The sequence below is a fragment of the Agrobacterium sp. 22-214-1 genome (genome assembly GCF_053522465.1).
On sequence record NZ_JBNWCK010000001.1, the window covers coordinates 112,827 to 134,612 of the forward strand.

Consider the following 21,786-nt stretch of genomic DNA (forward strand, 5'->3'; position numbering starts at 1 on the left):
TCGATATTATTTCACGAGGCCGATATTACTTCACGAGGACAGGGCCGGTGCCGCGGATCGGTTCGTTTTCATTGATGATGCCGAGACGGCGCGCGACTTCGGAATAGGCTTCGAGAAGCCCGCCCATGTCGCGGCGGAACAGGTCCTTGTCCATCTTTTTCTGGGTTTCGATGTCCCACAGGCGGCAGCTATCGGGCGAAATCTCGTCGGCGAGGATGATGCGCATCATGTCCCCTTCGAAAAGGCGGCCGCATTCGATCTTGAAATCGACGAGCTGGATACCGACACCGAGGAACAGGCCGGAGAGGAAGTCGTTGACGCGGATGGCGAGCGCCATGATGTCGTCAAGCTCGGCGGGATTGGCCCAGCCGAAAGCCGTGATGTGCTCTTCGGAGACCATCGGGTCTTCGAGCTCATCGGACTTGTAATAGAATTCGATGATAGAGCGGGGCAGAACCACGCCTTCCTCGATGCCGAGGCGCTTCGACAGCGAGCCGGCAGCGACATTGCGCACGACGACTTCGAGCGGGATCATCTCCACTTCCTTGATCAACTGCTCGCGCATGTTGAGGCGGCGGATGAAGTGCGTGGGAATGCCGATCTTGTTCAGATGCGTGAAGACGTATTCGCAGATACGGTTGTTCAGCACGCCCTTGCCGTCAATGACTTCATGCTTCTTCTTGTTGAAGGCGGTCGCATCGTCCTTGAAGAACTGGATAAGCGTGCCTGGCTCCGGACCCTCGTAGAGGATCTTGGCCTTGCCTTCGTAAATACGGCGGCGACGGTTCATAATTGCAGGTCTCTTGGTTGACGCCGATTCTGGTGGCGTTGCGTTTGGTCTTTGAAGCGGTCCCATAAAGGAAAAGAGTGCATTCTACAATGCGGCTCGCATATTTCCCTTCAATTCTTGTGACAGGCCGGGGAAACCGCTGCGCCTTGAAATGAGGCTTCCGGGGTTGATCGAAGGGGAGGCGGTCCGCAGTGCCGGCGCCGTCAGGGCTCGACAGCCTTCAGGCGGCTCAAAAACTGCGCGAAGACCATACCGCCTTCCGGCCACGGACCATGGCCCGACTCGGTGTTGATATGGCCGGACATGCCGGCGTCGATCAAAAGCGAGCCCCAGGCGGCGGCAATGTCATCGGCATGTTCATAGGAGCCGAAAGGATCGTTGCGGCTGGCGATGGTGATCGCCGGGAAAGGCAGCGGGTCGCGCGGGTAAGGCCCGAACGTCATCAGGTGCTTCGGCCGGATATCGGGATTGGCGACATCGGGCGGCGCGACGAACAGCGCGCCGGACACCTTCTTGCCGATTTCCGGCAGGGCGTGGATGACGGTCGGCACGCCAAGCGAATGGGCGACGAGGACGATGGGTCTGGTGGAGGCATTGACCTCTTCCACCAGCCGGGCGACCCAGTCTTCCTTCACGGGTTTGGACCATTCGGCCTGCTCGACGCGGCGGGCGGTGGAAAGCTTGCGCTCCCAGCGGCTCTGCCAGTGGTCGGGGCCGGAATTGGTATAACCGGGGACGATCAGGATATCTGCTTCTGAAACTTTCATGCGCCCATATCTGTGTTGTGATGCCGCCGCGATCAAGGTCGCGGCGGCATTAACTTCAAGGTCTCAAACTCAGTTCAAGTCTCAGGCGTTTCCGAAGACGCGGGTGAAGATCGTGTCGACATGCTTGGTGTGGTAACCGAGGTCGAACTTTTCGCGGATCACCTCTTCGGGAAGTGCGGCGCGCACTTCCTCGTCGCCCAGCAGTTCTTCAAGGAAATCGGCGCCCTGTTCCCAGACCTTCATGGCGTTGCGCTGTACCAGACGGTAAGCGTCTTCGCGGGAGACGCCAGCCTGCGTCAGCGCCAGGAGAACGCGCTGCGAATGCACGAGGCCGCGGAACTTGTTCATGTTCTTCAGCATGTTGTCCGGGTAGATCACCAGCTTTTCGATGACGCCGGCCAGACGGTTCAGCGCGAAATCGAGAGTGACAGTGGTGTCGGGGCCGATGGCGCGCTCAACGGAGGAGTGGCTGATATCGCGCTCGTGCCAGAGCGCAACGTTTTCCATTGCCGGGACGACAGACATGCGCACCAGACGGGCAAGGCCGGTCAGGTTTTCGGTCAGAACCGGGTTGCGCTTGTGCGGCATGGCGGACGAGCCCTTCTGGCCCGGCGAGAAGAATTCTTCCGCTTCCAGAACCTCGGTGCGCTGCATGTGGCGGATTTCGATGGCGACGTTTTCGATCGACGAGGCGATGACGCCGAGGGTTGCGAAGAACATGGCGTGGCGGTCGCGCGGGATGACCTGCGTGGAGACTGGCTCGGGAATGAGGCCGAGCTTGGCACAGACATGTTCTTCGACGCGCGGGTCGATATTGGCGAAGGTGCCGACGGCGCCGGAGATCGCGCCCGTGGCGATTTCCGCACGGGCATTAACGAGGCGTTCGCGGTTGCGGTGCATCTCGGCATAGAAGCGGGCGAAGGTCAGGCCCATGGTGGTCGGCTCGGCATGAATGCCGTGGCTGCGGCCGATGCGCACCGTGTTCTTGTGTTCGAAGGCGCGGGTCTTCAGCGCCGCCAACACCCGGTCCACGTCGGCGAGCAGCAGATCGGCGGCGCGCACGAGCTGGATGTTGAGCGTGGTGTCGAGCACGTCCGATGAGGTCATGCCCTGATGCACGAAACGGCTGTCGGGACCGACAAATTCGGCAAGATGGGTGAGGAAGGCGATGACGTCATGCTTGGTGACGGCTTCGATTTCGTCGATGCGGGCGACGTCGAAGGTGGCGCTGCCGCCCTTTTCCCAGATGGTCTGGGCAGCGGACTTCGGGATGACGCCGAGTTCGGCCAGTGCGTCACAGGCATATGCCTCGATCTCGAACCAGATGCGGAACTTTGTTTCCGGCGACCAGATGGCGACCATTTCCGGCCGGGAGTAACGAGGGATCATGGCAATGACTTTCTTTGTGGAGGAATTTTGCTGCCCGTTTAGCAAAGTGTTCCGGTAATCTCAATCTATCAAGCTACATGCCTCTGTTGCTCGTTGCGCACGTCGGCAGAGGATTGCGCCCGCAGGCAGGAGCGGAACGATGGCAAAGGGAAAATATAAGCCAGGGCCGAGAATGCAGAACTGGTAAATCGCGCCGAGCGATGTGAAGAGCTGCTGGAAAAACCAGATGCGGGAGAATGCCGGCGCGTGCCATTGCGCATAGAAAATACGGTACTCGAAAGCGAAAAACGCCGCCGCAACTGCCAGCGTGAAAAAAGCGATGGCAAGACAGGCCGCCGCAAAACGCAGCGGCAGGGCGGCGGAAGCAGGGAGGAAGTGCAGCGCCGCCATGGCCAGCAGCCAGCCGAAAAGGCCGCCCGCGAAGAAAAGCATGATGATGTCGGTGGCATGGTCGGTTTCCAGCCGGTTCCTGACATAGAGGCCGATGGCGGCGGCGGCGCTGGAACAGACGGCCCAGACAAGCGCGCCGAGCAGCGGAAACAGCGCTGCCGAAGCCGTGTCACGGAAACCCCGCCTGTCGCTTTCCATGCCGATCCCCCAACGCCTTGCCGTGCCCCCTTCGGCGGCGGCGATTATGTCCGCGCGGCTTCCGCTGCGTGGCGCAGTTGCGCGACCGTCTTGCGGTAGTCGGCAACGCCGTCGCCCTTGAAGATGGCCGAGCCGGCCACCAGCGCATTCGCACCGGCGGCAACGATCGCGCCTGCGGTTTCAGCCGTCACGCCGCCATCCACTTCGAGTTCGATCGGCCGGTCGCCGATCATGGCCTTTGCCGCGCGGATTTTGTCCAGCATGGCCGGAATGAACTTCTGCCCGCCGAAACCGGGGTTGACGCTCATGATCAGGACGAGATCGACGTCATCAAGCACGTTTTCGATGACCGAAAGCGGTGTTGCGGGGTTGAGCGTCACGCCGGCCTTTCTGCCGAGCCCGCGGATCGTCTGCAGCGAGCGGTGCAGGTGAGGCCCGGCTTCGGCATGCACGGTGATGCTGTCGCAGCCCGCCTTGGCGAAGGCTTCGAGGTACGGGTCGACGGGTGCGATCATCAGATGGCAGTCGAAGAACGCCATACTGTGCGGCCGCAGCGCCTTGATGACATCCGGCCCGAAGGAGATGTTGGGGACGAAATGGCCATCCATCACATCGAGATGAATCCAGTCCGCGCCCGCTTCCGTGACATCGGCGACTTCCTGTCCGAGCTTGGCGAAATCGGCAGCCAGAATGGACGGGGCTATGCGGATGGGCAGGGACATGGGGCAAACTCCTCTCGACGCGTTGCGTAAGCTGCCTTTAACACCAAGTATCGGGGTTTGAAACGGCCGGTCGCGCGGTTGCCGGCGGTTTTCAGCTGCGTTTCCTCGAATTTTCGGCGGCGCGGGTTTCGCCTATTGTCTTTCGGCCTTATCCGCCGGTTCGAAGCGCTGGCCGTTCCATCGCTGCAGGCGATAGGGATTGTCCGAAAGGTCATGCGACGGGTTGAAGCCGAGATCGCCGAGAACGGTTTTGAAAAGGGTGCCGCCCGCCAGTATCTCCGGCGCGCGTTTCGACTGCGCCTGTGTGGCTTCCGCAAGGGCGGCGGTGAGTTCCGCTGCCGCATAGGCCGGCAGGACGTAACCTTCCGGCTCGATACCGGCGCCGCGCAGTTCGCCGGCAACCGCCTGGGCCGATGGCAGGGTATCATAGGCCGGGCGGGTGACCGCCAGCACATTCGCGGCCAAAGGGACCGGATTGTTGGCCGCATTCATGGCATCGCCGCCCATGAGGGTGAGGGGAATGTTCTCCGACCCGGCGTCTCTGGCAATGATGGCGACGTCGTTGCGTTCCGCGCCGACGAAGACATGGGAAATGCCGGTGCGCGCCAGCCGGCGCACCAGCGCGACCTGCTGTTCCTGGTTGGGACGCATCGTATCGGCAAGGGTGGGCTTCAGGCCGTTTTCCTCGAGCGACGAGCGGATGCGGTCGACCAGCTCGCGGCTGTAGATCGTGCCGTCATCCACAAGTCCGATGGAATGTCCCTTCCAGTCGCGCAGGATGATCTCCGCGATCCTGTCCGATTCGGCCCTGTCGGACGGGGCGAGGCGAAAGAGCGGCCAGCCGTATTTCAGGGCGTCTTCCATCAGGATCGGCGCGCGGCTGGAAAGCGTGATGGCGGGAATGGCGGCCGCTTTCAGCGGCGGCAGAACATCCTGAAGCGTTTCGGTGCACAAGAAACCGATTGCGGCGCTGACCTTGGCGGCCACTAGGCCATCGGCAATGGCGCCGCCGCTGCCTTCTTCGCAGCTTTCATGGATTTCGACGACATCCAGCCCGAGCTTTGCCGCCGCCGCCTTCGCACCCTGCCGTACCTGCTGCCCCAGGAGTTCGTAAGGACCGCTCTGGGGCGCAACAATGCCAATCGATGCCGCGCTTGCTGAGCCCGCAAGGGCAAAACCGGCGATGATCGTTAGCAGGCGAAGTGAAAGCATGACGTGATAGAAATCCTGTTGTCCCGGCTTGATGTTTATCGGCAACAACCGGTTTTCCAAAGGAAAAATCGCCGATGCTCCATCATATTCGCATATCGCCATCCGGGGGACGGTGGATTTGCTCTGAAGTTGTCCGATTTGAGAGCGCGGGTCGTCGTCGCAGCTTGTAGTTGTTGCCGTTCGATATAATTGCGCACCATGTTTTTATTGAAGGATTATTTTTGCCGACCAGCAATTCGCTCCTGCGCCGGATGGGTGGAGAAGTATTTCACATCATTGTCGCGGCGGGCGTTACTTCATAAATCCATTACATGTGGCGTGTATAAGCACAGTTTAGAAAAAGTCGGTCCGCGTTTCTGCTTTTTAAAGTGCAGCACAAAAAGATGCACATTTTATTTTCATATTTGTAATTTATTGATATATAACGTAAATATATAAACCTTCCCATCGTTCACCTCTTTTCCGCCATGTTTTTTTCGCATTTGCGAGAAGATTTGCTTGACGGAAAGTAAATGATTGGCTTAGATATAACTGTTTCAGGGGACGACTGAAATTGGCCATAACAGGCCTCGGAAAGTGTTCCGATTATAAGCACTGCCAGACTATATTGAATTTCATATTCTATTTTTTTTATTACGTATAAACCGCTTCGGGAAACTGGGGCGGTTTTTTACATGTAGCTAATTTAAGCAATTTAAAATTGAATTAGAAAAGCCCCGCGCAAAGACGTTCTTTCATTCCTGAATTTACAGAAAAGATATCGCGCTGAGTGGGTGAAGCCGGCTCCGGCATATTGATCGCGTGGCTGTTTGAAAATGCCCGTTGACGGCTGTTGTCACCCGCAAGCGAGTTCGCCCAGCCGCTTTTGCGGCTTTATTTCAGGGCTGCGAGGGCGTCTCTTGCAAAGGCGGAGATGGGTTCGGGAAGCTTATCCGGATCGAACCAGCCGATGGCGGAAAGCTTGTCGGGTTCGGTCAGTGCCGGCTCACCCTGCGCATCGCGCGTGACGAAGATCAGCGAAACCCAGTGGTGACGGTCTTCCGTATCGATGAATTCGCTATGGCAGAGGAATTCGACGGTGCCGATCTTGAGCCCGGTTTCCTCTTCGGCCTCGCGGCGTGCTGCGGCGAGGGAGGTTTCAAGGTGATCGACCTTGCCGCCCGGAATGCTCCAGTATCCGGCTTCCGGCGCCTTCAGGCGCCGGCATAAAAGCACGCGGCCATCACGCATGATGGCGAGGCCGACGCCGACACCCGGAAAATCGAGACCTGGCCTGGCGGTCGGCGTCATGCTGTCCATTCCCGCGGTCAGGCCTTGGCGTTGGCCACGATCAGCATGAAAGCGGGGATGTCGTCGCCGAAACCAACCGGTGTCGGGCCATCGTCGTGGTCACGATAATGGCGGCGGCGGTCCCGGTTGTCGTCATTGGCGTGCAGCGGATTGCGGCTGTTGCGGTCGGAATTGCGCGGGGTCTTTTCCTGCTTGCGTTCTGCTTTCACCTTGTCGTCTCCATGAGCCGCGATGTCCGTGTCCGCAGCGGATTGTGCACCCTGATTGATGTTTTCGACCGGCGCTGCGTCGCGACGGTTGCGGTCGCGGCCCCTGCCGCCCCGTTCCTTGCCCCGGCGGCCGGAGTTGCTTTCAAAGCTTTCCATCGGCGCGGGAAGGGTGGAGAGGTCACCGTTCTGCCACTCGATCTTTTCGCCGATCAGCTTTTCGATCGCGTCGAGATACTTTGTGTCGCTCCTGGTGACGATGGTGAAGGCCTTGCCCGAGCGGCCGGCACGACCGGTACGGCCGATGCGGTGGACATAGTCTTCCGAATGAATGGGAATATCGAAGTTGAAGACGTGGCTGACATCGGGGATGTCCAGGCCGCGTGCGGCAACGTCGGAGGCGACGAGCAGCTTCAGATTGCCGTCCTTGAAGTTCTGCAGCATCGTGGTGCGCGAACGCTGGTCCATGTCGCCATGCAGCGCGCCGACGGAAAAACCGTGACGGTCGAGCGAACGGAAGAGGTCGGCCACATCCTTCTTGCGGTTGCAGAAGATGATGGCGTTCTTCAGTTCGGCTTCTTCGGCGCGGACGAGATCGCGCAGCACGGCGCGCTTTTCATAGTCCTTGTTGTGCGCGGCGACGATGCGCTGGGCAACGGTCTTTGCCGTGGAGGAGGGCTTGGCGACCTCGACACGAACGGGGTTCTGCAGGAACCGGTCGGCCAGCTTCTGGATTTCCGGCGGCATGGTGGCCGAGAAGAACAGCGTCTGCCGGGTGAACGGGATCATCTTGGCGATGCGCTCGATATCGGGAATGAAGCCCATATCCAGCATACGGTCGGCTTCGTCGATGACGAGGATTTCCACGCCGGTCATCAAAAGCTTGCCGCGCTCGCAATGGTCGAGAAGGCGGCCGGGGGTGCAGATCAGCACATCGGCGCCGCGCTCAAGCTTGCGGTCCTGGTCTTCGAAGGAAACACCGCCGATGAGAAGGGCGACGTTCAGCTTGTGATTCTTGCCGTATTTCTCGAAGTTCTCCGCCACCTGCGCTGCCAGCTCACGGGTCGGCTCGAGGATCAGCGTGCGCGGCATTCTGGCGCGCGCACGGCCCTTCTCAAGCAGGGTGAGCATCGGCAGAACGAAGGACGCGGTTTTGCCCGTGCCGGTCTGTGCGATACCGCAGATATCACGCTTTTCCAGCGCCGGCGGAATGGCGCCAGCCTGAATGGGTGTCGGCGTCGTGTAGCCGGCATCTGCAATAGCGGAAAGAACTTTTTGGCTCAGGCCAAGATCAGAGAATGTTGTCAAAGGAAGAACTTTTTCCGTTCTGGTTCGGTAAGAACACCTGCGTGCCGCGACGGCACTTGCAAAGACTTGGCGCGGGGATATGCCCAAATTGCCGGAAAGTCAAGGAAACAACGGGAAAAGCGCGCGAAACAGCGGGGTTCGGGCGGGGCATCTGGGCCTTTGGTGCAGATTTCAGCGATTTATCGTAAAAAGCGCAAAAAAAGCATTAAAATCGGGCTGCTATTTTAAATAGGTTTTGAGTTCCGTTCCGGCGATCAGGAACCGCATCGGATCGACCGGCGTATCGTTGCGGCGCACCTCGTAATGCACATGCGGACCGGTGGAGCGACCGGTGCTGCCGGCGCGGCCGATGACGTCGCCTGCCTCGACCCTGTCGCCGGCTTTCACCAGAATCGCGGAGAGATGGCCGAATCGCGTCGACACGCCCTGGCCGTGATCGATTTCTACCATATTGCCATAGCCGCCGGAATTTTCCGCGACCGTCACCTTGCCCGCGCCGGTGGATTTAACGTCGGCACCGGTTTCGGCGCGAAAATCGATGCCGGTATGCAGGGCCGGGCGGCCGAGAAACGGATCCATCCGGTTGCCGAATCGGCTGCTGATCGCCCGGCCAGGGGCCGGGTTGCCGAAGGGCAGGGTGGTCGCGGTTTCCTTGACGATGTCGAGCCGGTTCAGCGCGTTGTCGAGATTGGTGAGCGAGAGGTTGAAAGGATCGGTGTCACCGCGCTCGGGGTCGGCATAGGGGCCGCCTATGTCGTCATTGCCGTTCTCTTCGATTTTCAGGCCCGCCTGCCGGATGATGTCCTGCATCGCATTCGCCTTGTCCTCGGCGTCGCTGGTCAGTCTGGCGATGCGCGATATTTGCTGGCGTTCGATATCCTTCAGCGACAGGGTCACCTTGGAAAACACCCGGTCGGCCCGGTCGGATGGCGTTTCGCCGGATTCGGGTACATAGGCGGCGTGTCTGTCCGATGCGGTGGGCTTTTCCGTCTGCGGCTTGCGGGGCGTCATCAGCTTTTCAATGGCCGAAAGGCCGCCGGAGAGGTCAGCGCGTTTTTCCGGCGCCATGGCGTTTGAAAGAGACGAGGGCGCGGCCGGGGAGGCGGCGATGCCGGAATTTTCGGCGCGCTCCAGCAATTCGCTCATGCGGCCGTGCCGCGAGGTCAGCGCCGCCTGCTGTTCCAGCAGCTTTTCCACTTTCTTTTCAACGACCTGCTGATCGAGCAACTGCCGGGAGGTGACACGGTCCACCTGAGCTCTCAGCGCTGCAATGCGGTCTTCATAGTCGTTCTGCATGCGGGTCTGGCGGGCCATGGTCGCGCCGATCAGATCGTCGCGTAAAATGAGATAGCCTGTGGCTCCGAGATAACCGAGCGAGAAAAGGCCGATCGTGCAGCCGGCAAGCGCCGCCATCCACGGACGGATGGTCATGTGCCGCACCCTGTCGCCGCGCGCGAGAATGAGCACGTGCGGCTCACGCTTTTTGCCGAATACCCGGTTTTCCGCCGTATCAGTCACAATCTCTCTCCGGACTGGCCGATTTCTTAAGGGAAATCATAATTCGTTAAGGTTAACGAAGTTTTGCCGGAGAGGCCTTTTGGCGATGTCGGCTATTGGCTGACGGATGTGAGCGAGCGATAAAAGGAAGGCGTCAGGCCGGCCTCGGCGCGGGCAATATCGTTGAAGGGCGGTTTCAAAGGGCCGCGGAAATTGGCGCGCACCAGCTGCCTGAAGGTTGCGGCCGGGTCCTTCTTTTCACGCGCGCACAGGAACCGGAACCATTTCGCGCCGATGGCGACATGGCCCTTTTCGTCATTATAGATGATGTCGAGAACGGCGGCGCTTTTGAGATCGCCGGTCTCACGCATCTTCGCCTGCAGGGAAGGGGTGACGTCCAGTCCGCGCGCTTCCAGGATGAGCGGGACGACGGCGAGCCGCGCAGTGAGATCGTTGCGGGTGGAATGCGCGGCCTGCCAGAGCCCGTCATGGGCCGGGAGATCGCCATAGTCGGCGCCGAGGCTTCTCAGCCTGTCCCGTACCAGCCTGAAATGTTTCGCCTCCTCGAAGGCGACCTGCATCCAGCCGTCGAAAAAGGAATGCGGCACCGGCTCGCTGGCATAACGCGCGACGATATCGAGAGCGAGATCGACGGCGTTGAGTTCGATATGGGCTATGGCGTGCAGCAGCGCGATGCGGCCCCTGACGCTGTGTAGGGAGCGGCGTTCCACGGCGGTCGGCGGCACGAGTTCCGGCTTCTCGGGCCTGCCCGGCCGCTCAGGCAGCGGCGGGTCGAGAGGCGAGCGCAGCGACAGGCGGCGCTCGAACCAGCGTGTCGCCGTTTCCTGCGCGAGTGCGGTCTTTCTGTCGAGATCGGCGCTCACGATGGCATCCGTCGCGCCGCCTCGCAGCGAGATGATTTTGAACGGGGGCGTCACGACGGGTTGGTCCCTCAGAGCTTCTTCAGGGCCTCGAGAACGGCCTGGGCGTGGCCCGCGACCTTCACCTTGTTCCAGATTTCCGCGATTTTTCCATCCGGGGCAACGAGGACGGTCGTGCGTTCGACGCCCATGTATTTTTTGCCATACATGCTTTTTTCCTTCCAGACGCCATAGGCTTCCAGAACCTTCCTCTCCTCGTCGGAAGCGAGCATGACGGAAAGCGAATGTTTTGCCGCAAACTTGTCGTGGCTTTTGACGCTGTCGGGCGAAATGCCGATGACGACGGCATTGGCTGCCTCGAATTCGCCCCCCAGCGCGCTGAAGTCGATGGCTTCTGCGGTGCAGCCGGAAGTATCGTCCTTCGGGTAGAAATAGAGGATGACGGCCTTGCCTTGCAGTTTGGACAATGTCACCGTCCCTTCACCGTTGCGGGGCAAAGTAAAATCGGGAGCCGGGCCGCCAATCGTCAAGTCTGTCATAATCTACCTTTCTTTCGCCGGGATGTTGAGGAAAAGTCGCCACATTCGATATATAGCGAAACCGCGCGTCGTCCAGATCACTATTTAGATTTCAGGTCGAAACGATCTTAAATCTCAATCGTTATCCGGGCTAAAGAATTAAAGCGGGATTCCGGACGAAAACCGCTTACACTTTTCGCCATCCCGCTTCGGTGTTGCGGCGAAACAAAGCTATTCAAGGGCAAACACGGGCGTATGGCTGAAGTCAGGGGTGAAAAGGTCAAGTTCGGCAGACGCGATATCATTGCGCTGCACGATCTTCCTTCGGCGCAGGCCGAAGATCCCATCATCGTTCATTGCCCGGCGCCGCGCTCCATGGTGCGTGCCTTCATCAAGATTTTCGCAGCGCTTTTCGTGCTGGCCTTCCTGTCCATCGGCGGCATCATTCTTTCCGTCGAGACGGGATCGATCGATGCGACGCTTTCCAGCCAGGCGCAGCAGGCGCTGGAAAGGGCGCTCGGCCCCCATTACAGCGCGCGGATCGGCTCCTCGGCGATCAGGTTTTCCACCGGGCTGCGCCTTGCGCTGGTGGCGGAGGACGTGGATATCATCGAGAAGGAATCCGGCCAGCATATGAGCCGGGCGCGGGCAATCGGCATGGCGCTCGATCCGCTTGCGCTTCTTACAGGCCGCGTCTCGGTGGAGAGCCTCGAGGCCGACGGGATGGAGCTCGATACGGCGCTTTTGCCCAAGGGTAATGGGTTCGATCTCGCCAGCGTCAAGCTCGACGCCGTGCCGCAGCAATTGCAGGAGGCCTTCGGGCAGCTCGACAAGCTCGCTCAGGCTTTTCTGAGCAGCGGAACCGAGGAAATCGATATTTCCAGCGTTTCGGTTCACCTGCCGCCCGGAGAATTGGGCAAGCCGCGCACCGTCGAAGTGCGCGAATTGTCGCTGACGCCCGATCAGCAGGGCGGATATTCGCTCGATGGAGAAACGCTGTTTAACGGTGAAATTGCCAGCGTGTCGCTGCAGACTTCGGGATCGGGTGGTCGGATAGACGGTTTTGAAGCCCGCATCGACGGTTTCGATATCGGCCCGTTTCTTGAGAAATACGATCCCGACGGAAATCTCCATGAAGGCCTGAACGTCAAGACGGGTATCAATATTGTCGCTCGGCGCGCCATGGAAGGGCAGGAGCCACGGCTGGAGATTTCGCTCGGCCTCGGCAATGGAACGCTGATGATCGGCGGTGAGTCCCAGACCTTTACGGCTGGCAACGTCCATGCGCGTTATGACTTTGCCAAAAGCACCCTTGTCATCGACAATTCGCGGCTGGAGCTCGGGCGGACAATTCTTCCGGTCGCCGGTGAAATCAACGATACGGAGGACGGCTTCGGCCTTTCGCTGCGGATCGACAACGCCGTTGCTTCGTCCGAAGCTTCGGGCGAGGCCCCGGTTCCTTTCAGTCTGAAGGCGGACGGGCATTTTACGGCGGCGACGAAGCAGCTCGACGTTCCCTCGCTTTACGTGACAGGCCCGCTCGGAGACATGGCGGGATCGCTGAAAATCCGGTTCGGCCAGGGGTCGCCGGAAATCAGTTTCGGCGGGCAGATTCCGAAGATGGAGGCTACGGCGGTCAAGCAGCTCTGGCCGTTCTGGATGGCGCACAAGCCGCGCGACTGGGTGGTGTCCAATCTCTACGGCGGCACCGTCACCAATGGTTCAATCGCGATCTTCATTCCGCAGGGACGGATGTGCGGCCCCGGCTGCCCGCTGGTGCTCGGCGAAAGCGAAATGCAGATCCGTTTCGATATCGACGATACGCGTCTCAATACTACCGGCGACATTCCGCCGTTGCGCGATGTCGATGCGCATTTCGATCTCGTCGGCGGCAAGATGGCCGTCGATATCAAGCGGGGGACATCCTATTTCCCGTCGAACCGGTCGCTCGCGCTGGAAAACAGCCGTTTTCTCATTTCCGCTGTTTACGACAAGCCGCTGCTCGGCAATCTCGAACTGAACGTTTCGGGCTCGGCCGATGCCGTGGCCGAACTTGCGGCGCTCAAACCCATCAATGCGCTCAAGGATACGCAGTTCAAGCCTGAGGATTTCACCGGCGATGTCAAAGCCCATGCCAACCTGACCGTTGGCCTGCTTTCCAGCCATAACCCGCCTCCACCGGTGTGGACGGCCGATCTCGATCTGAAGAACCTGTCGCTGACCAAGCCCTTTGCGGGCCACAAGGTGACTGCACTCGACGGTTTCATGACGCTGGACGACCGCCAGCTCAAACTGGAGGGCAGGGGCCGCGTGGACGACGTGCCGATGGACATCGTGATGACGGAGCCGGTGCGCAAGAACAGCGATATCGCACCGACGCTGTCGCTGAAGGCAAGCCTGAACGAAACGCAGGTTGCCAAGCTCGCTCCGGAACTTTCCACGGTCCTCGGCGGCACGACGGCGATTGAAATCGACGGCGCCGACCCGAAACGCCAGGATATCCGGCTCGATCTGACCAAAGCGTCGATCATTCTGCCAGGGCTCGGCTGGAGCAAGGGCATCGGCATTCCCGCCAGCGCCACCTTCACCATGGAAATGGGAGACGGGCGCACGACGATCAGCGACTTTTCGCTCGACGGCGACGGCTTTGGCGCTGCCGGCGATATCGCCTTCAGCAAGAACGGGCTGATTTCAGCCGATCTCAGCCGCGTGCAGCTCTCGCCCTCCGATAATTACGCCGTTTCGGTCGCCGCTTCGAAGAACGGCTATATCATCAATGCATCGGGGAAATCCGCCGATGTCAGGCCTTTCCTCTCGAAGCTTCGCAGCTCTTCCGGCAGCGGCGACGGGACGTCGCGTTCGCAGCCATCCCTTGCCATCAAGACGCAATTCGACAAGGTCTATGGGTTCAACGATGAAATCCTTGCCAATGTCAGTTCCGATGTCAGCGTGCGGGACGGCAAGGTCCGCTCCATCGATTTCCGTGGCGTCACCGGCAACGGCCAGGCGGTGGTGGCGCAGACTACCAATCGCGGGGCGACGGGAACCGTGACGCTGACCAGCAGCGACGCGGGGTCGCTCGCCCGTTTCGCCAATATCTACAGCCGCATTCGCGGCGGCCTTCTCAACCTTGCGCTGACGACCTCCAATGGCAGCGACTGGAGCGGATCGCTCGACCTGCGCAATTTCGCCGTCGTCAACGAAGCCAAGCTGCAGGACATCGTCGCCACGCCGACGGGTGAGGACGGCAGGAGCCTCAACAATGCGGTGCGCCGCAATATCGATGTCAGCTCGGAAAAATTCCAGCGCGGTTTTGCCCGGGTCGTTTACGTCAACGGCTCGGTTGCAGTGGAAAACGGCGTCGTGCGCGGCGAGCAGATCGGCGCGACCTTCCAGGGCCTGCTGAAGGACCAGAGCGGCCGTATGGACATGACCGGCACCTTCATGCCCGCCTATGGCCTGAACCGGCTGTTCGGCGAGCTGCCCTTCATCGGCATCTTCCTCGGCAATGGCCGCGACCGGGGGTTGCTCGGCATCACCTTCAAGCTCTCTGGCCAGACGGACCAGCCGAAGCTGACGATCAATCCGCTGTCGCTGATCGCGCCGGGCGTCTTCCGGCAGATTTTCGAGTTCCAATAAAAAAGGGCCGCTTTCGCGGCCCTTGGTAACGGGTCTGGCGCGGGTGTTACGCCGGGCGAACCAGAACGTGCTTCTTCTTGCCGACCGACAGCTTGATGACGCCGTCGCCGGTGATTTCACCGGAACCAACCGTCTGGCGCTCATCCGAAACGCCGATGTCGTTGATCTTCACCGCACCGCCCTGAACGTGGCGGCGGGCCTCGCCGTTCGAGCCGGCGAGGCCGGCGCGGACGATGAGCGAGAGAACGCCGAGGCCGGTATCGAGTTCGGATGTCGGAACTTCGATGGAGGGCAGGTTTTCAGCGAGTGCGCCTTCCTCGAAAGTCTTGCGCGCCGTCTCGGCCGCTTCTTCCGCCGCCGCACGCCCATGCAGGATGGCCGTCACTTCGGTCGCGAGGATCTTCTTCGCCTCGTTGATCTCCGATCCGCCAAGCGCGGCGAGACGGGCGATCTCATCCATCGGCAGCGTGGTGAAGAGTTTCGCAAAGCGAACCACGTCGGCATCTTCGGTGTTGCGCCAGTATTGCCAGAAATCATAGACCGGCAGCAGGTCCTTGTTCAGCCACACGGCGCCGGAAGCCGACTTGCCCATTTTCGCACCGGAGGAGGTGGTGAGCAGCGGCGAGGTCAGCGCGTAGAGCTGCGGCGTCCCCATGCGGTGACCGAGATCGATACCGTTGATGATATTGCCCCACTGGTCCGAGCCGCCCATCTGCAGGCGGCAGCCGGTGCGCTGGTTCAGCTCCACGAAATCGTAGGCCTGCAGGATCATGTAGTTGAATTCGAGGAAGGACAGCGACTGCTCGCGGTCGAGGCGCGTCTTCACGCTGTCGAAGGACAGCATGCGGTTGACCGAGAAATGGCGGCCGACATCGCGCAGGAATTCGAGGTAGTTGAGGCCGCGCAGCCAGTCGGCATTGTTGATCATCAGCGCCGGATTGTTGGCGCGGTCGTAATCGAGGTAGTTGGCGAAGACATGCTTGAGCGAGGTGATGTTGTCCTCGATCATGTCGATCGTCATCAGCTTGCGGGCTTCTTCCTTGAAGGAGGGATCGCCGACCATGCCGGTACCGCCGCCCATCAGCGAAATCGGCTGGTGGCCGGTCTTCTGCATCCAGTGCAGCATCATGATCTGGGTCAGGTGGCCGACATGCAAACTCGAAGCCGTTGGGTCATAGCCGATATAGGCGGTCACGGTTTCCTTGGCGAACAGTTCGTCGAGACCTGCCTCATCGGAGATCTGGTGAATGAAGCCGCGCTCATCGAGCGTGCGGAGGAAATCGGACTTGAACCTGGACATAACCTTTTACTTTCTGGTTTGATCTTTGCGGCCATCGAAAACCAATGACCGTCGCGGCTTTATCATTGTTTTTTGAAATGTGCACCCGTTTCGGCCATGAATGTCGGGATTCACTTCGTGATGATTCGTGATTGCAGGGGAGCGGCAGGTGGGCGAGGTCAAAACGGCAATCGGGCTGATGAGCGGCACATCGATGGACGGCATCGATATCGCCCTTTTGCGCACGGATGGCGAGAGCGTGGTTCGGCATGGGCCGAGTGGGTATTTCCCCTATGATCCGGGCCTGCGAACCATCTGGCAAAAGGCGCTGACGACAGCCAAGTCCATCCGCGAACGGCGTGAGCGTCCGGGCGATCTTGATGAGGCCGAGCGCAAGCTGACGCTTGCCCATGCGGCAGCGGTGAAATCCTTTCTCCACCGTCACAGGCTTCAGCCCGGTGATATCGATCTCATCGGTTTTCATGGCCAGACGGTGCTGCACCGGCCGGATGAGGCGCTGACGGTGCAGATCGGTGACGGACCTTTGCTGGCCGAGGAAACCGGTATCGATGTGGTCTACGACATGCGTGCCAACGACATGGTGCATGGCGGGCAGGGCGCGCCACTGATCCCCGCCTACCACATGGCACTCTCCGCCAATCTGCCTGACGGGTTTGAGACGCCTGCGGTCTTCGTCAATATCGGCGGCATCTCCAACCTCACCTACATCGGTGAAGCTGGCCAGCTTGCCGCTTTCGACAGCGGTCCCGGCAATATGTTGATCGACCAGTGGATCGAAGCGCATACGGGCAAGGCTTTCGATAAGGGCGGCAGGACGGCGGCGGGCGGCAGTGTCGTTTCCTCGCTGGTGGAGCGATATATGGAAAGCCCGTTCTTTTCCGCCAATATTCGCCGTTCGCTGGATCGCGGCGATTTCGTGCCGCCGCAGAAGGGCGAGGTCTCTCTGGCGGACGGCGCGCGGACGCTGGCGCATCTGACAGGGGCTGCCATTCTGAAGTCGGCAAGTTATCTGCCGGAGGCGGCGAGGACCTACGTGGTCTGTGGCGGCGGGCGGTTGAACCCGGTGATCATGGAAGAGTTTGCTAACCTTGCCGCCAAGGTCGGTGCGCGGGTGATTGCGGCGGAGGAGGCGGGTTTTGATGGCGGCGCGATGGAGGCGGAGGCGTGGGCTTATCTGGCTGTGCGTTCGATGCGGGGGCTGCCGCTGACCTATCCCGGCACGACGGGGGTGCGGGAGCCGGTGACGGGCGGGGTGTTGGTGCGATCGGAATGACGAAGGAGGGTGGGGCTCACCCCCCTCTGCCCTGCCGGGCATCTCCCCCACAAGGAGGGAGATCAGCTAGACGCCTGCTCCTCGCCTGAAACTCTACCGTTGAATATGGCCGAAAGGTCGCCGCGATTCGATCTCCCCACCTGTGGGGGAGATGCCCGGCAGGGCAGAGGGGGGTAAGCCCCACCCGCCGGAGTTATCGAAGGGATATCAAAACTACCCTGCCAATGCTCGGCAAATCACCGAATACGCTTGGCCGCCGGTTCCGGCACCAGTTCACCATTCAGGCGACGATCAAGATAGTCCTCGCATTCGCCCATCAACTCATCCACCTTGCCGTTGAAGAAGTGGTTGGCGCCCGGAAGGGTGCGGTGGGTGATGAGGATGCCTTTCTGGGTCTTGAGCTTCTCAACCAGGCCATTCACATCCTTCTCAGGCGCAACCTTGTCGGCATCGCCATTGATGATGAGGCCGGACGACGGGCAGGGCGCGAGGAAGGAGAAGTCGTAGGTATTCGGCTGCGGCGCAATCGACATGAAACCTTCGATTTCCGGCCGGCGCATCAGAAGCTGCATGCCGATCCAGGCGCCGAAGGAGTAACCCGCCACCCAACAGCTTTTCGAATCGGGATGCAGGCTCTGCACCCAGTCGAGCGCCGAGGCGGCGTCGGAAAGCTCGCCCGCACCGTGATCGAACTCGCCCTGGCTGCGGCCAATCGAGCGGAAATTGAACCGGAGCGTCGTGAAACCGCGCTTCTGGAAAAGATAAAAGAGCTGATAAACGATCTGGTTGTTCATCGTGCCGCCAAACTGCGGGTGCGGATGAAGGATGATCGCTATCGGCGCGCTCTTTTCCTTGGAGGGTTGATAACGGCCTTCGAGGCGACCCGCAGGGCCGTTAAAGATGACTTCGGGCATTGGTACTCCGGTCGTGTTTTTTCATTCTCCAACCGCATTCTACCCATGAGAAGACTTGACGAACTGTGTCATCTTTTCTAGAACGCAGTTTAGAATAATTCGAAACTTTGCGTGTGCTTAAGCACTCGGACCGTGTCATAAGGCAAGCGCAACTGTAATTTCAAGAAAAATGCGTTTTTGCGCATGGAAGATTGGATAAAGCCTCACCGCCATGACGGTTTTGACGCGCACATATATGGACTGGAACGCCACGGCGCCGCTTCTGCCGGCCGTGCGGGACGTTCTGGTGTCTGCGCTCGACGTGGCTGGTAACCCGTCTTCCGTGCACCGCGAAGGCCGGGCGGCCCGCGCTGCCGTCGAGGCCGCTCGCCGCGATGTGGCAGCGCTTGTCGGTGCCGAGGTCGCCCATTTGACTTTTACCAGCGGGGCGACGGAAGCTGCCAATCTGGTGCTGACACCGGATTTCAAAATGGGGCGCAGCCCGGTCCGGGTGAGCCGTCTTTATGTATCTGCGATCGAGCACCCGGCTTTCCGCGAAGGCGGCCGGTTCCACAAGGATAACGTAACGGAAATTCCCGTCACGTCAGCGGGCGTTCTCGATCTCGCGGCACTTGAGGGGCTGTTGTCCTCGCATGATAAATCCGCTGGTCTGCCGCTGGTCGCCTGCATGCTGGTTAATAACGAGACCGGCATTCTCCAGCCCGTGACGGAAGCGGCGCGGATCGTGCATTCGGCAGGCGGCCTGATGGTTGTCGACGCTGTTCAGGCGGCCGGCCGTATTCCGCTCGATATCAACGCGCTTGATGCCGATTTTATTGTGATTTCGTCTCACAAGCTCGGCGGCCCGAAGGGTGCTGGCGCTCTCGTTTCGCGCGGCGAGGTGATGATGCCGAAACCGCTGATCCATGGCGGCGGACAGGAAAAGGGCCATCGTTCGGGTACGGAAAATACTCTGTCTGTTATTGGTTTTGGTGCTGCCGCCGCTGTTGCTGCTCGGAATGTCGAGGCCGAGGCGGCGCGTCTTTCCGCGCTACGGGCGCGGCTGGAAAACGGTATGCGGGTGAACGCGCCTGATGTGATCATTCACGGCGACGATGTCATGCGCGTCGCCAACACCACGTTTTTTACGCTTCCGGGCCTGAAGGCCGAGACCGGGCAGATCGCCTTCGATATAGAAGGTATCGCACTTTCCGCTGGCTCGGCCTGCTCATCGGGCAAGGTGGGCGAAAGCCATGTGCTGACCGCGATGGGGCACGATCCCAAGCTCGGTGCGCTCAGGATTTCCCTCGGTCACGCAACTGACGAGGCCGATATCGACAGGACGCTTGCGGCGTTTGCGAAAATTGCCGGACGGCGCAAGCTGTCCGGTCAGGCCGCTTAAAATGCGGCAAAGAATTGCGGAATAGCAATTTTCCGCTTGCCGGGATGTGTGAAAAGCGCCATCCCGCACCTACATGGGTATAAGCTCTGCCCCGGCCAACGGCTCGGAGCGATTTGCCCGAAGATGAATAAGGCGGCTTTCCGCCTTGATACGTTGACAAGCCACCGGACCTTGGCTCCGGCGAGATTGGAGAACGACATGGCAGCGGTTCAGGAAACGATCGATCAGGTCCGCCAGATCGATGTGGACCAGTATAAATACGGCTTCGAAACCAATATCGAAGTCGACAAGGCCCCGAAGGGCCTTTCGGAAGAGGTGATCCGTTTCATCTCGGCCAAGAAGCAGGAGCCGGAATGGATGCTGGAATGGCGTCTTGAGGCTTACAAGCGCTGGCTGACAATGGAAGAGCCGACCTGGGCGCGCGTCAGCTACCCCAAGATCGACTTCAACGATCTTTATTATTACGCCGCGCCGAAAAGCACGCCCGGCCCGAAGTCGCTCGATGAAGTCGACCCGGAGCTGCTCAAGGTCTATGAAAAGCTCGGCATTCCGCTGAAAGAACAGGAAATCCTCGCTGGCGTCGAAAAGCGTCAGGTTGCGGTGGATGCCGTGTTCGACAGTGTCTCCGTCGTCACCACCTTCAAGGCGGAACTGGCCAAGGCCGGCGTGATCTTCATGTCGATCTCGGAAGCCGTGCGCGAGCATCCGGAACTGGTGAAGAAATATCTCGGCTCGGTCGTGCCGACGACGGACAATTTTTATGCGACGCTGAACTCGGCTGTCTTCACCGACGGTTCCTTCGTGTTCGTGCCAAAGGGCGTGCGGTGCCCGATGGAGCTTTCCACCTATTTCCGCATCAACGAAAAGAACACCGGCCAGTTCGAGCGCACGCTGATCATTGCCGAAGAAGGCGCTTACGTCTCCTATCTGGAAGGCTGCACCGCGCCGCAGCGCGACGAGAACCAGCTTCACGCCGCCGTGGTTGAACTCGTGGCACTTGATGATGCCGAAATCAAATACTCCACCGTCCAGAACTGGTATCCGGGCGACAAAGAAGGCAAGGGCGGCATCTACAACTTCGTGACCAAGCGTGGCGATTGCCGTGGCAACCGCTCGAAGATTTCGTGGACGCAGGTGGAAACCGGTTCGGCCATCACCTGGAAATACCCGTCCTGCATCCTGCGCGGCGATGACAGCCGCGGCGAGTTCTATTCGATCGCGGTTTCCAACGGACACCAGCAGATCGACTCTGGCACCAAGATGATCCATCTCGGCAAGAACACGTCGAGCCGCATCATCGCCAAGGGTATCGCCGCCGGTTTCTCGGAAAACGTCTATCGCGGCCAGGTCTCGGCCCACCGCAAGGCGACCAACACGCGCAACTTCACGCAGTGCGACTCGCTGCTGATCGGCGACAAGTGCGGCGCTCATACCGTGCCTTATATCGAGGCGAAGAACTCCTCCGCGCACTTCGAACACGAGGCGACGACGTCTAAGATTTCCGAAGACCAGCTGTTTTATTGCCTGCAGCGCGGCATTCCCGAGGAAGCGGCGATCGCGCTGATCGTCAACGGCTTCGTCAAGGAAGTCATTCAGGAACTGCCGATGGAATTTGCCGTGGAAGCGCAGAAGCTGATCGGCATTTCGCTGGAAGGGTCTGTGGGATAAGTTTTCCTCGTCATCCTCGGGCTTGTCCCGAGGATCTGCTGCGGTGGCTGTTAGAATGAGTGGCTTCGTCTACATGATGTCTGACAAACCGCGCGGGGTAATTTATACCGGTGTCACGAGCGATTTATCGGGACGGGTGTGGGAGCATCGAAACGCTGAACGGAAGGGTTACACAGAAAAATATCAGGCGAAAAATCTCGTCTGGTTTGAAACCCACCCAAACATCGTTTTGGCGATCCAGCGGGAGAAATCGTTGAAGCGCTATCTTCGTGAGTGGAAAATCAAGCTGATCGAAGAGCTGAACCCAACGTGGCTCGATCTTTTTGAGCGCATTGATGAGATCGAAAACGCTTATGTGCCGCACCGGAATACGTTGGCGTCGGATGACTATAATTGACGTGATTAGATCCTCGGGACAAGCCCGAGGATGACGGATGTGAGAA

Annotated in this window: 18 protein-coding genes; 5 read left to right on the top strand and 13 right to left on the bottom strand. The window is 59.8% G+C overall.

What is annotated here, in order from left to right:
* Positions 1–25: 25 nt before the first annotated feature.
* From purC to ACQZ5G_RS00655, 11 genes are all read right to left on the bottom strand, one after another.
* Complete coding sequence (purC, locus tag ACQZ5G_RS00605; RefSeq protein WP_003520440.1) at positions 26–790, bottom strand: phosphoribosylaminoimidazolesuccinocarboxamide synthase; 765 nt, start codon at positions 788–790, stop codon at positions 26–28.
* Between the two features lie 203 nt (positions 791–993).
* Complete coding sequence (locus ACQZ5G_RS00610) at positions 994–1,557, bottom strand: alpha/beta hydrolase (RefSeq protein ID WP_003520442.1); 564 nt, start codon at positions 1,555–1,557, stop codon at positions 994–996.
* 81 nt (positions 1,558–1,638) lie between these two features.
* On the bottom strand, positions 1,639–2,946 hold the full coding sequence (gene purB / locus ACQZ5G_RS00615; RefSeq protein ID WP_448736675.1) for an adenylosuccinate lyase: 1,308 nt from the start codon (positions 2,944–2,946) through the stop codon (positions 1,639–1,641).
* A 60-nt stretch (positions 2,947–3,006) separates the two neighbouring features.
* Positions 3,007–3,534 carry a hypothetical protein gene (locus ACQZ5G_RS00620; protein ID WP_448736676.1) on the bottom strand — a complete coding sequence of 176 codons (528 nt, stop codon included), beginning with the start codon at positions 3,532–3,534 and terminating at the stop codon, positions 3,007–3,009.
* A 44-nt stretch (positions 3,535–3,578) separates the two neighbouring features.
* Positions 3,579–4,256 (bottom strand): ribulose-phosphate 3-epimerase, encoded by a 678-nt coding sequence (rpe, locus tag ACQZ5G_RS00625; RefSeq protein ID WP_003520447.1) that lies wholly within the window; start codon positions 4,254–4,256, stop codon positions 3,579–3,581.
* A 132-nt stretch (positions 4,257–4,388) separates the two neighbouring features.
* Entirely contained in the window at positions 4,389–5,570 is a 1,182-nt protein-coding gene (locus ACQZ5G_RS00630) for a branched-chain amino acid ABC transporter substrate-binding protein (RefSeq protein ID WP_448736677.1), read from the bottom strand.
* A gap of 771 nt (positions 5,571–6,341) precedes the next feature.
* Positions 6,342–6,767 carry an NUDIX domain-containing protein gene (locus ACQZ5G_RS00635; RefSeq protein WP_020810923.1) on the bottom strand — a complete coding sequence of 142 codons (426 nt, stop codon included), beginning with the start codon at positions 6,765–6,767 and terminating at the stop codon, positions 6,342–6,344.
* Positions 6,768–6,775: 8 nt separating this feature from the next.
* Entirely contained in the window at positions 6,776–8,272 is a 1,497-nt protein-coding gene (locus tag ACQZ5G_RS00640; RefSeq protein WP_003520451.1) for a DEAD/DEAH box helicase, read from the bottom strand.
* A 219-nt stretch (positions 8,273–8,491) separates the two neighbouring features.
* Positions 8,492–9,790 (bottom strand): M23 family metallopeptidase, encoded by a 1,299-nt coding sequence (locus ACQZ5G_RS00645; RefSeq protein WP_448736678.1) that lies wholly within the window; start codon positions 9,788–9,790, stop codon positions 8,492–8,494.
* A 92-nt stretch (positions 9,791–9,882) separates the two neighbouring features.
* Positions 9,883–10,707, bottom strand: coding sequence for a ferritin-like domain-containing protein (locus ACQZ5G_RS00650; RefSeq protein ID WP_448736679.1), 825 nt, complete (start codon positions 10,705–10,707; stop codon positions 9,883–9,885).
* 14 nt (positions 10,708–10,721) lie between these two features.
* Positions 10,722–11,189 (bottom strand): peroxiredoxin, encoded by a 468-nt coding sequence (locus ACQZ5G_RS00655; RefSeq protein WP_448736680.1) that lies wholly within the window; start codon positions 11,187–11,189, stop codon positions 10,722–10,724.
* Between the two features lie 234 nt (positions 11,190–11,423).
* On the opposite strand from ACQZ5G_RS00655, the gene ACQZ5G_RS00660 reads away from it, so the two are divergent.
* Positions 11,424–14,807: a hypothetical protein gene (locus ACQZ5G_RS00660; RefSeq protein ID WP_448736681.1), complete on the top strand. Its 3,384-nt coding sequence runs from the start codon at positions 11,424–11,426 to the stop codon at positions 14,805–14,807.
* Between the two features lie 46 nt (positions 14,808–14,853).
* Here the strand turns inward: ACQZ5G_RS00660 and tyrS are convergent, their stop codons facing one another.
* Entirely contained in the window at positions 14,854–16,107 is a 1,254-nt protein-coding gene (gene tyrS, locus ACQZ5G_RS00665) for a tyrosine--tRNA ligase (protein ID WP_448736682.1), read from the bottom strand.
* A gap of 148 nt (positions 16,108–16,255) precedes the next feature.
* Between tyrS and ACQZ5G_RS00670 the strand changes: the two genes are divergently transcribed.
* Entirely contained in the window at positions 16,256–17,380 is a 1,125-nt protein-coding gene (locus ACQZ5G_RS00670; protein ID WP_448736683.1) for an anhydro-N-acetylmuramic acid kinase, read from the top strand.
* A gap of 236 nt (positions 17,381–17,616) precedes the next feature.
* On the opposite strand, the gene ACQZ5G_RS00675 is transcribed toward ACQZ5G_RS00670, so the two are convergent.
* The gene (locus ACQZ5G_RS00675; RefSeq protein WP_003495402.1) at positions 17,617–18,294 is read right to left on the bottom strand and encodes an alpha/beta hydrolase; all 678 of its coding nucleotides are present in this window, start codon (positions 18,292–18,294) and stop codon (positions 17,617–17,619) included.
* A 211-nt stretch (positions 18,295–18,505) separates the two neighbouring features.
* On the opposite strand from ACQZ5G_RS00675, the gene ACQZ5G_RS00680 reads away from it, so the two are divergent.
* The 3 genes from ACQZ5G_RS00680 (at position 18,506) to ACQZ5G_RS00690 (ending at position 21,740) form a co-directional block, all read left to right on the top strand.
* Positions 18,506–19,675, top strand: coding sequence for a cysteine desulfurase family protein (locus ACQZ5G_RS00680; protein ID WP_448736684.1), 1,170 nt, complete (start codon positions 18,506–18,508; stop codon positions 19,673–19,675).
* A gap of 198 nt (positions 19,676–19,873) precedes the next feature.
* Positions 19,874–21,343 (top strand): Fe-S cluster assembly protein SufB, encoded by a 1,470-nt coding sequence (gene sufB / locus ACQZ5G_RS00685; protein WP_006698793.1) that lies wholly within the window; start codon positions 19,874–19,876, stop codon positions 21,341–21,343.
* A 55-nt stretch (positions 21,344–21,398) separates the two neighbouring features.
* A complete protein-coding gene (locus ACQZ5G_RS00690) occupies positions 21,399–21,740 on the top strand; it encodes a GIY-YIG nuclease family protein (RefSeq protein WP_448736685.1) in 342 nt (113 codons plus the stop codon).
* Positions 21,741–21,786: the final 46 nt, after the last annotated feature.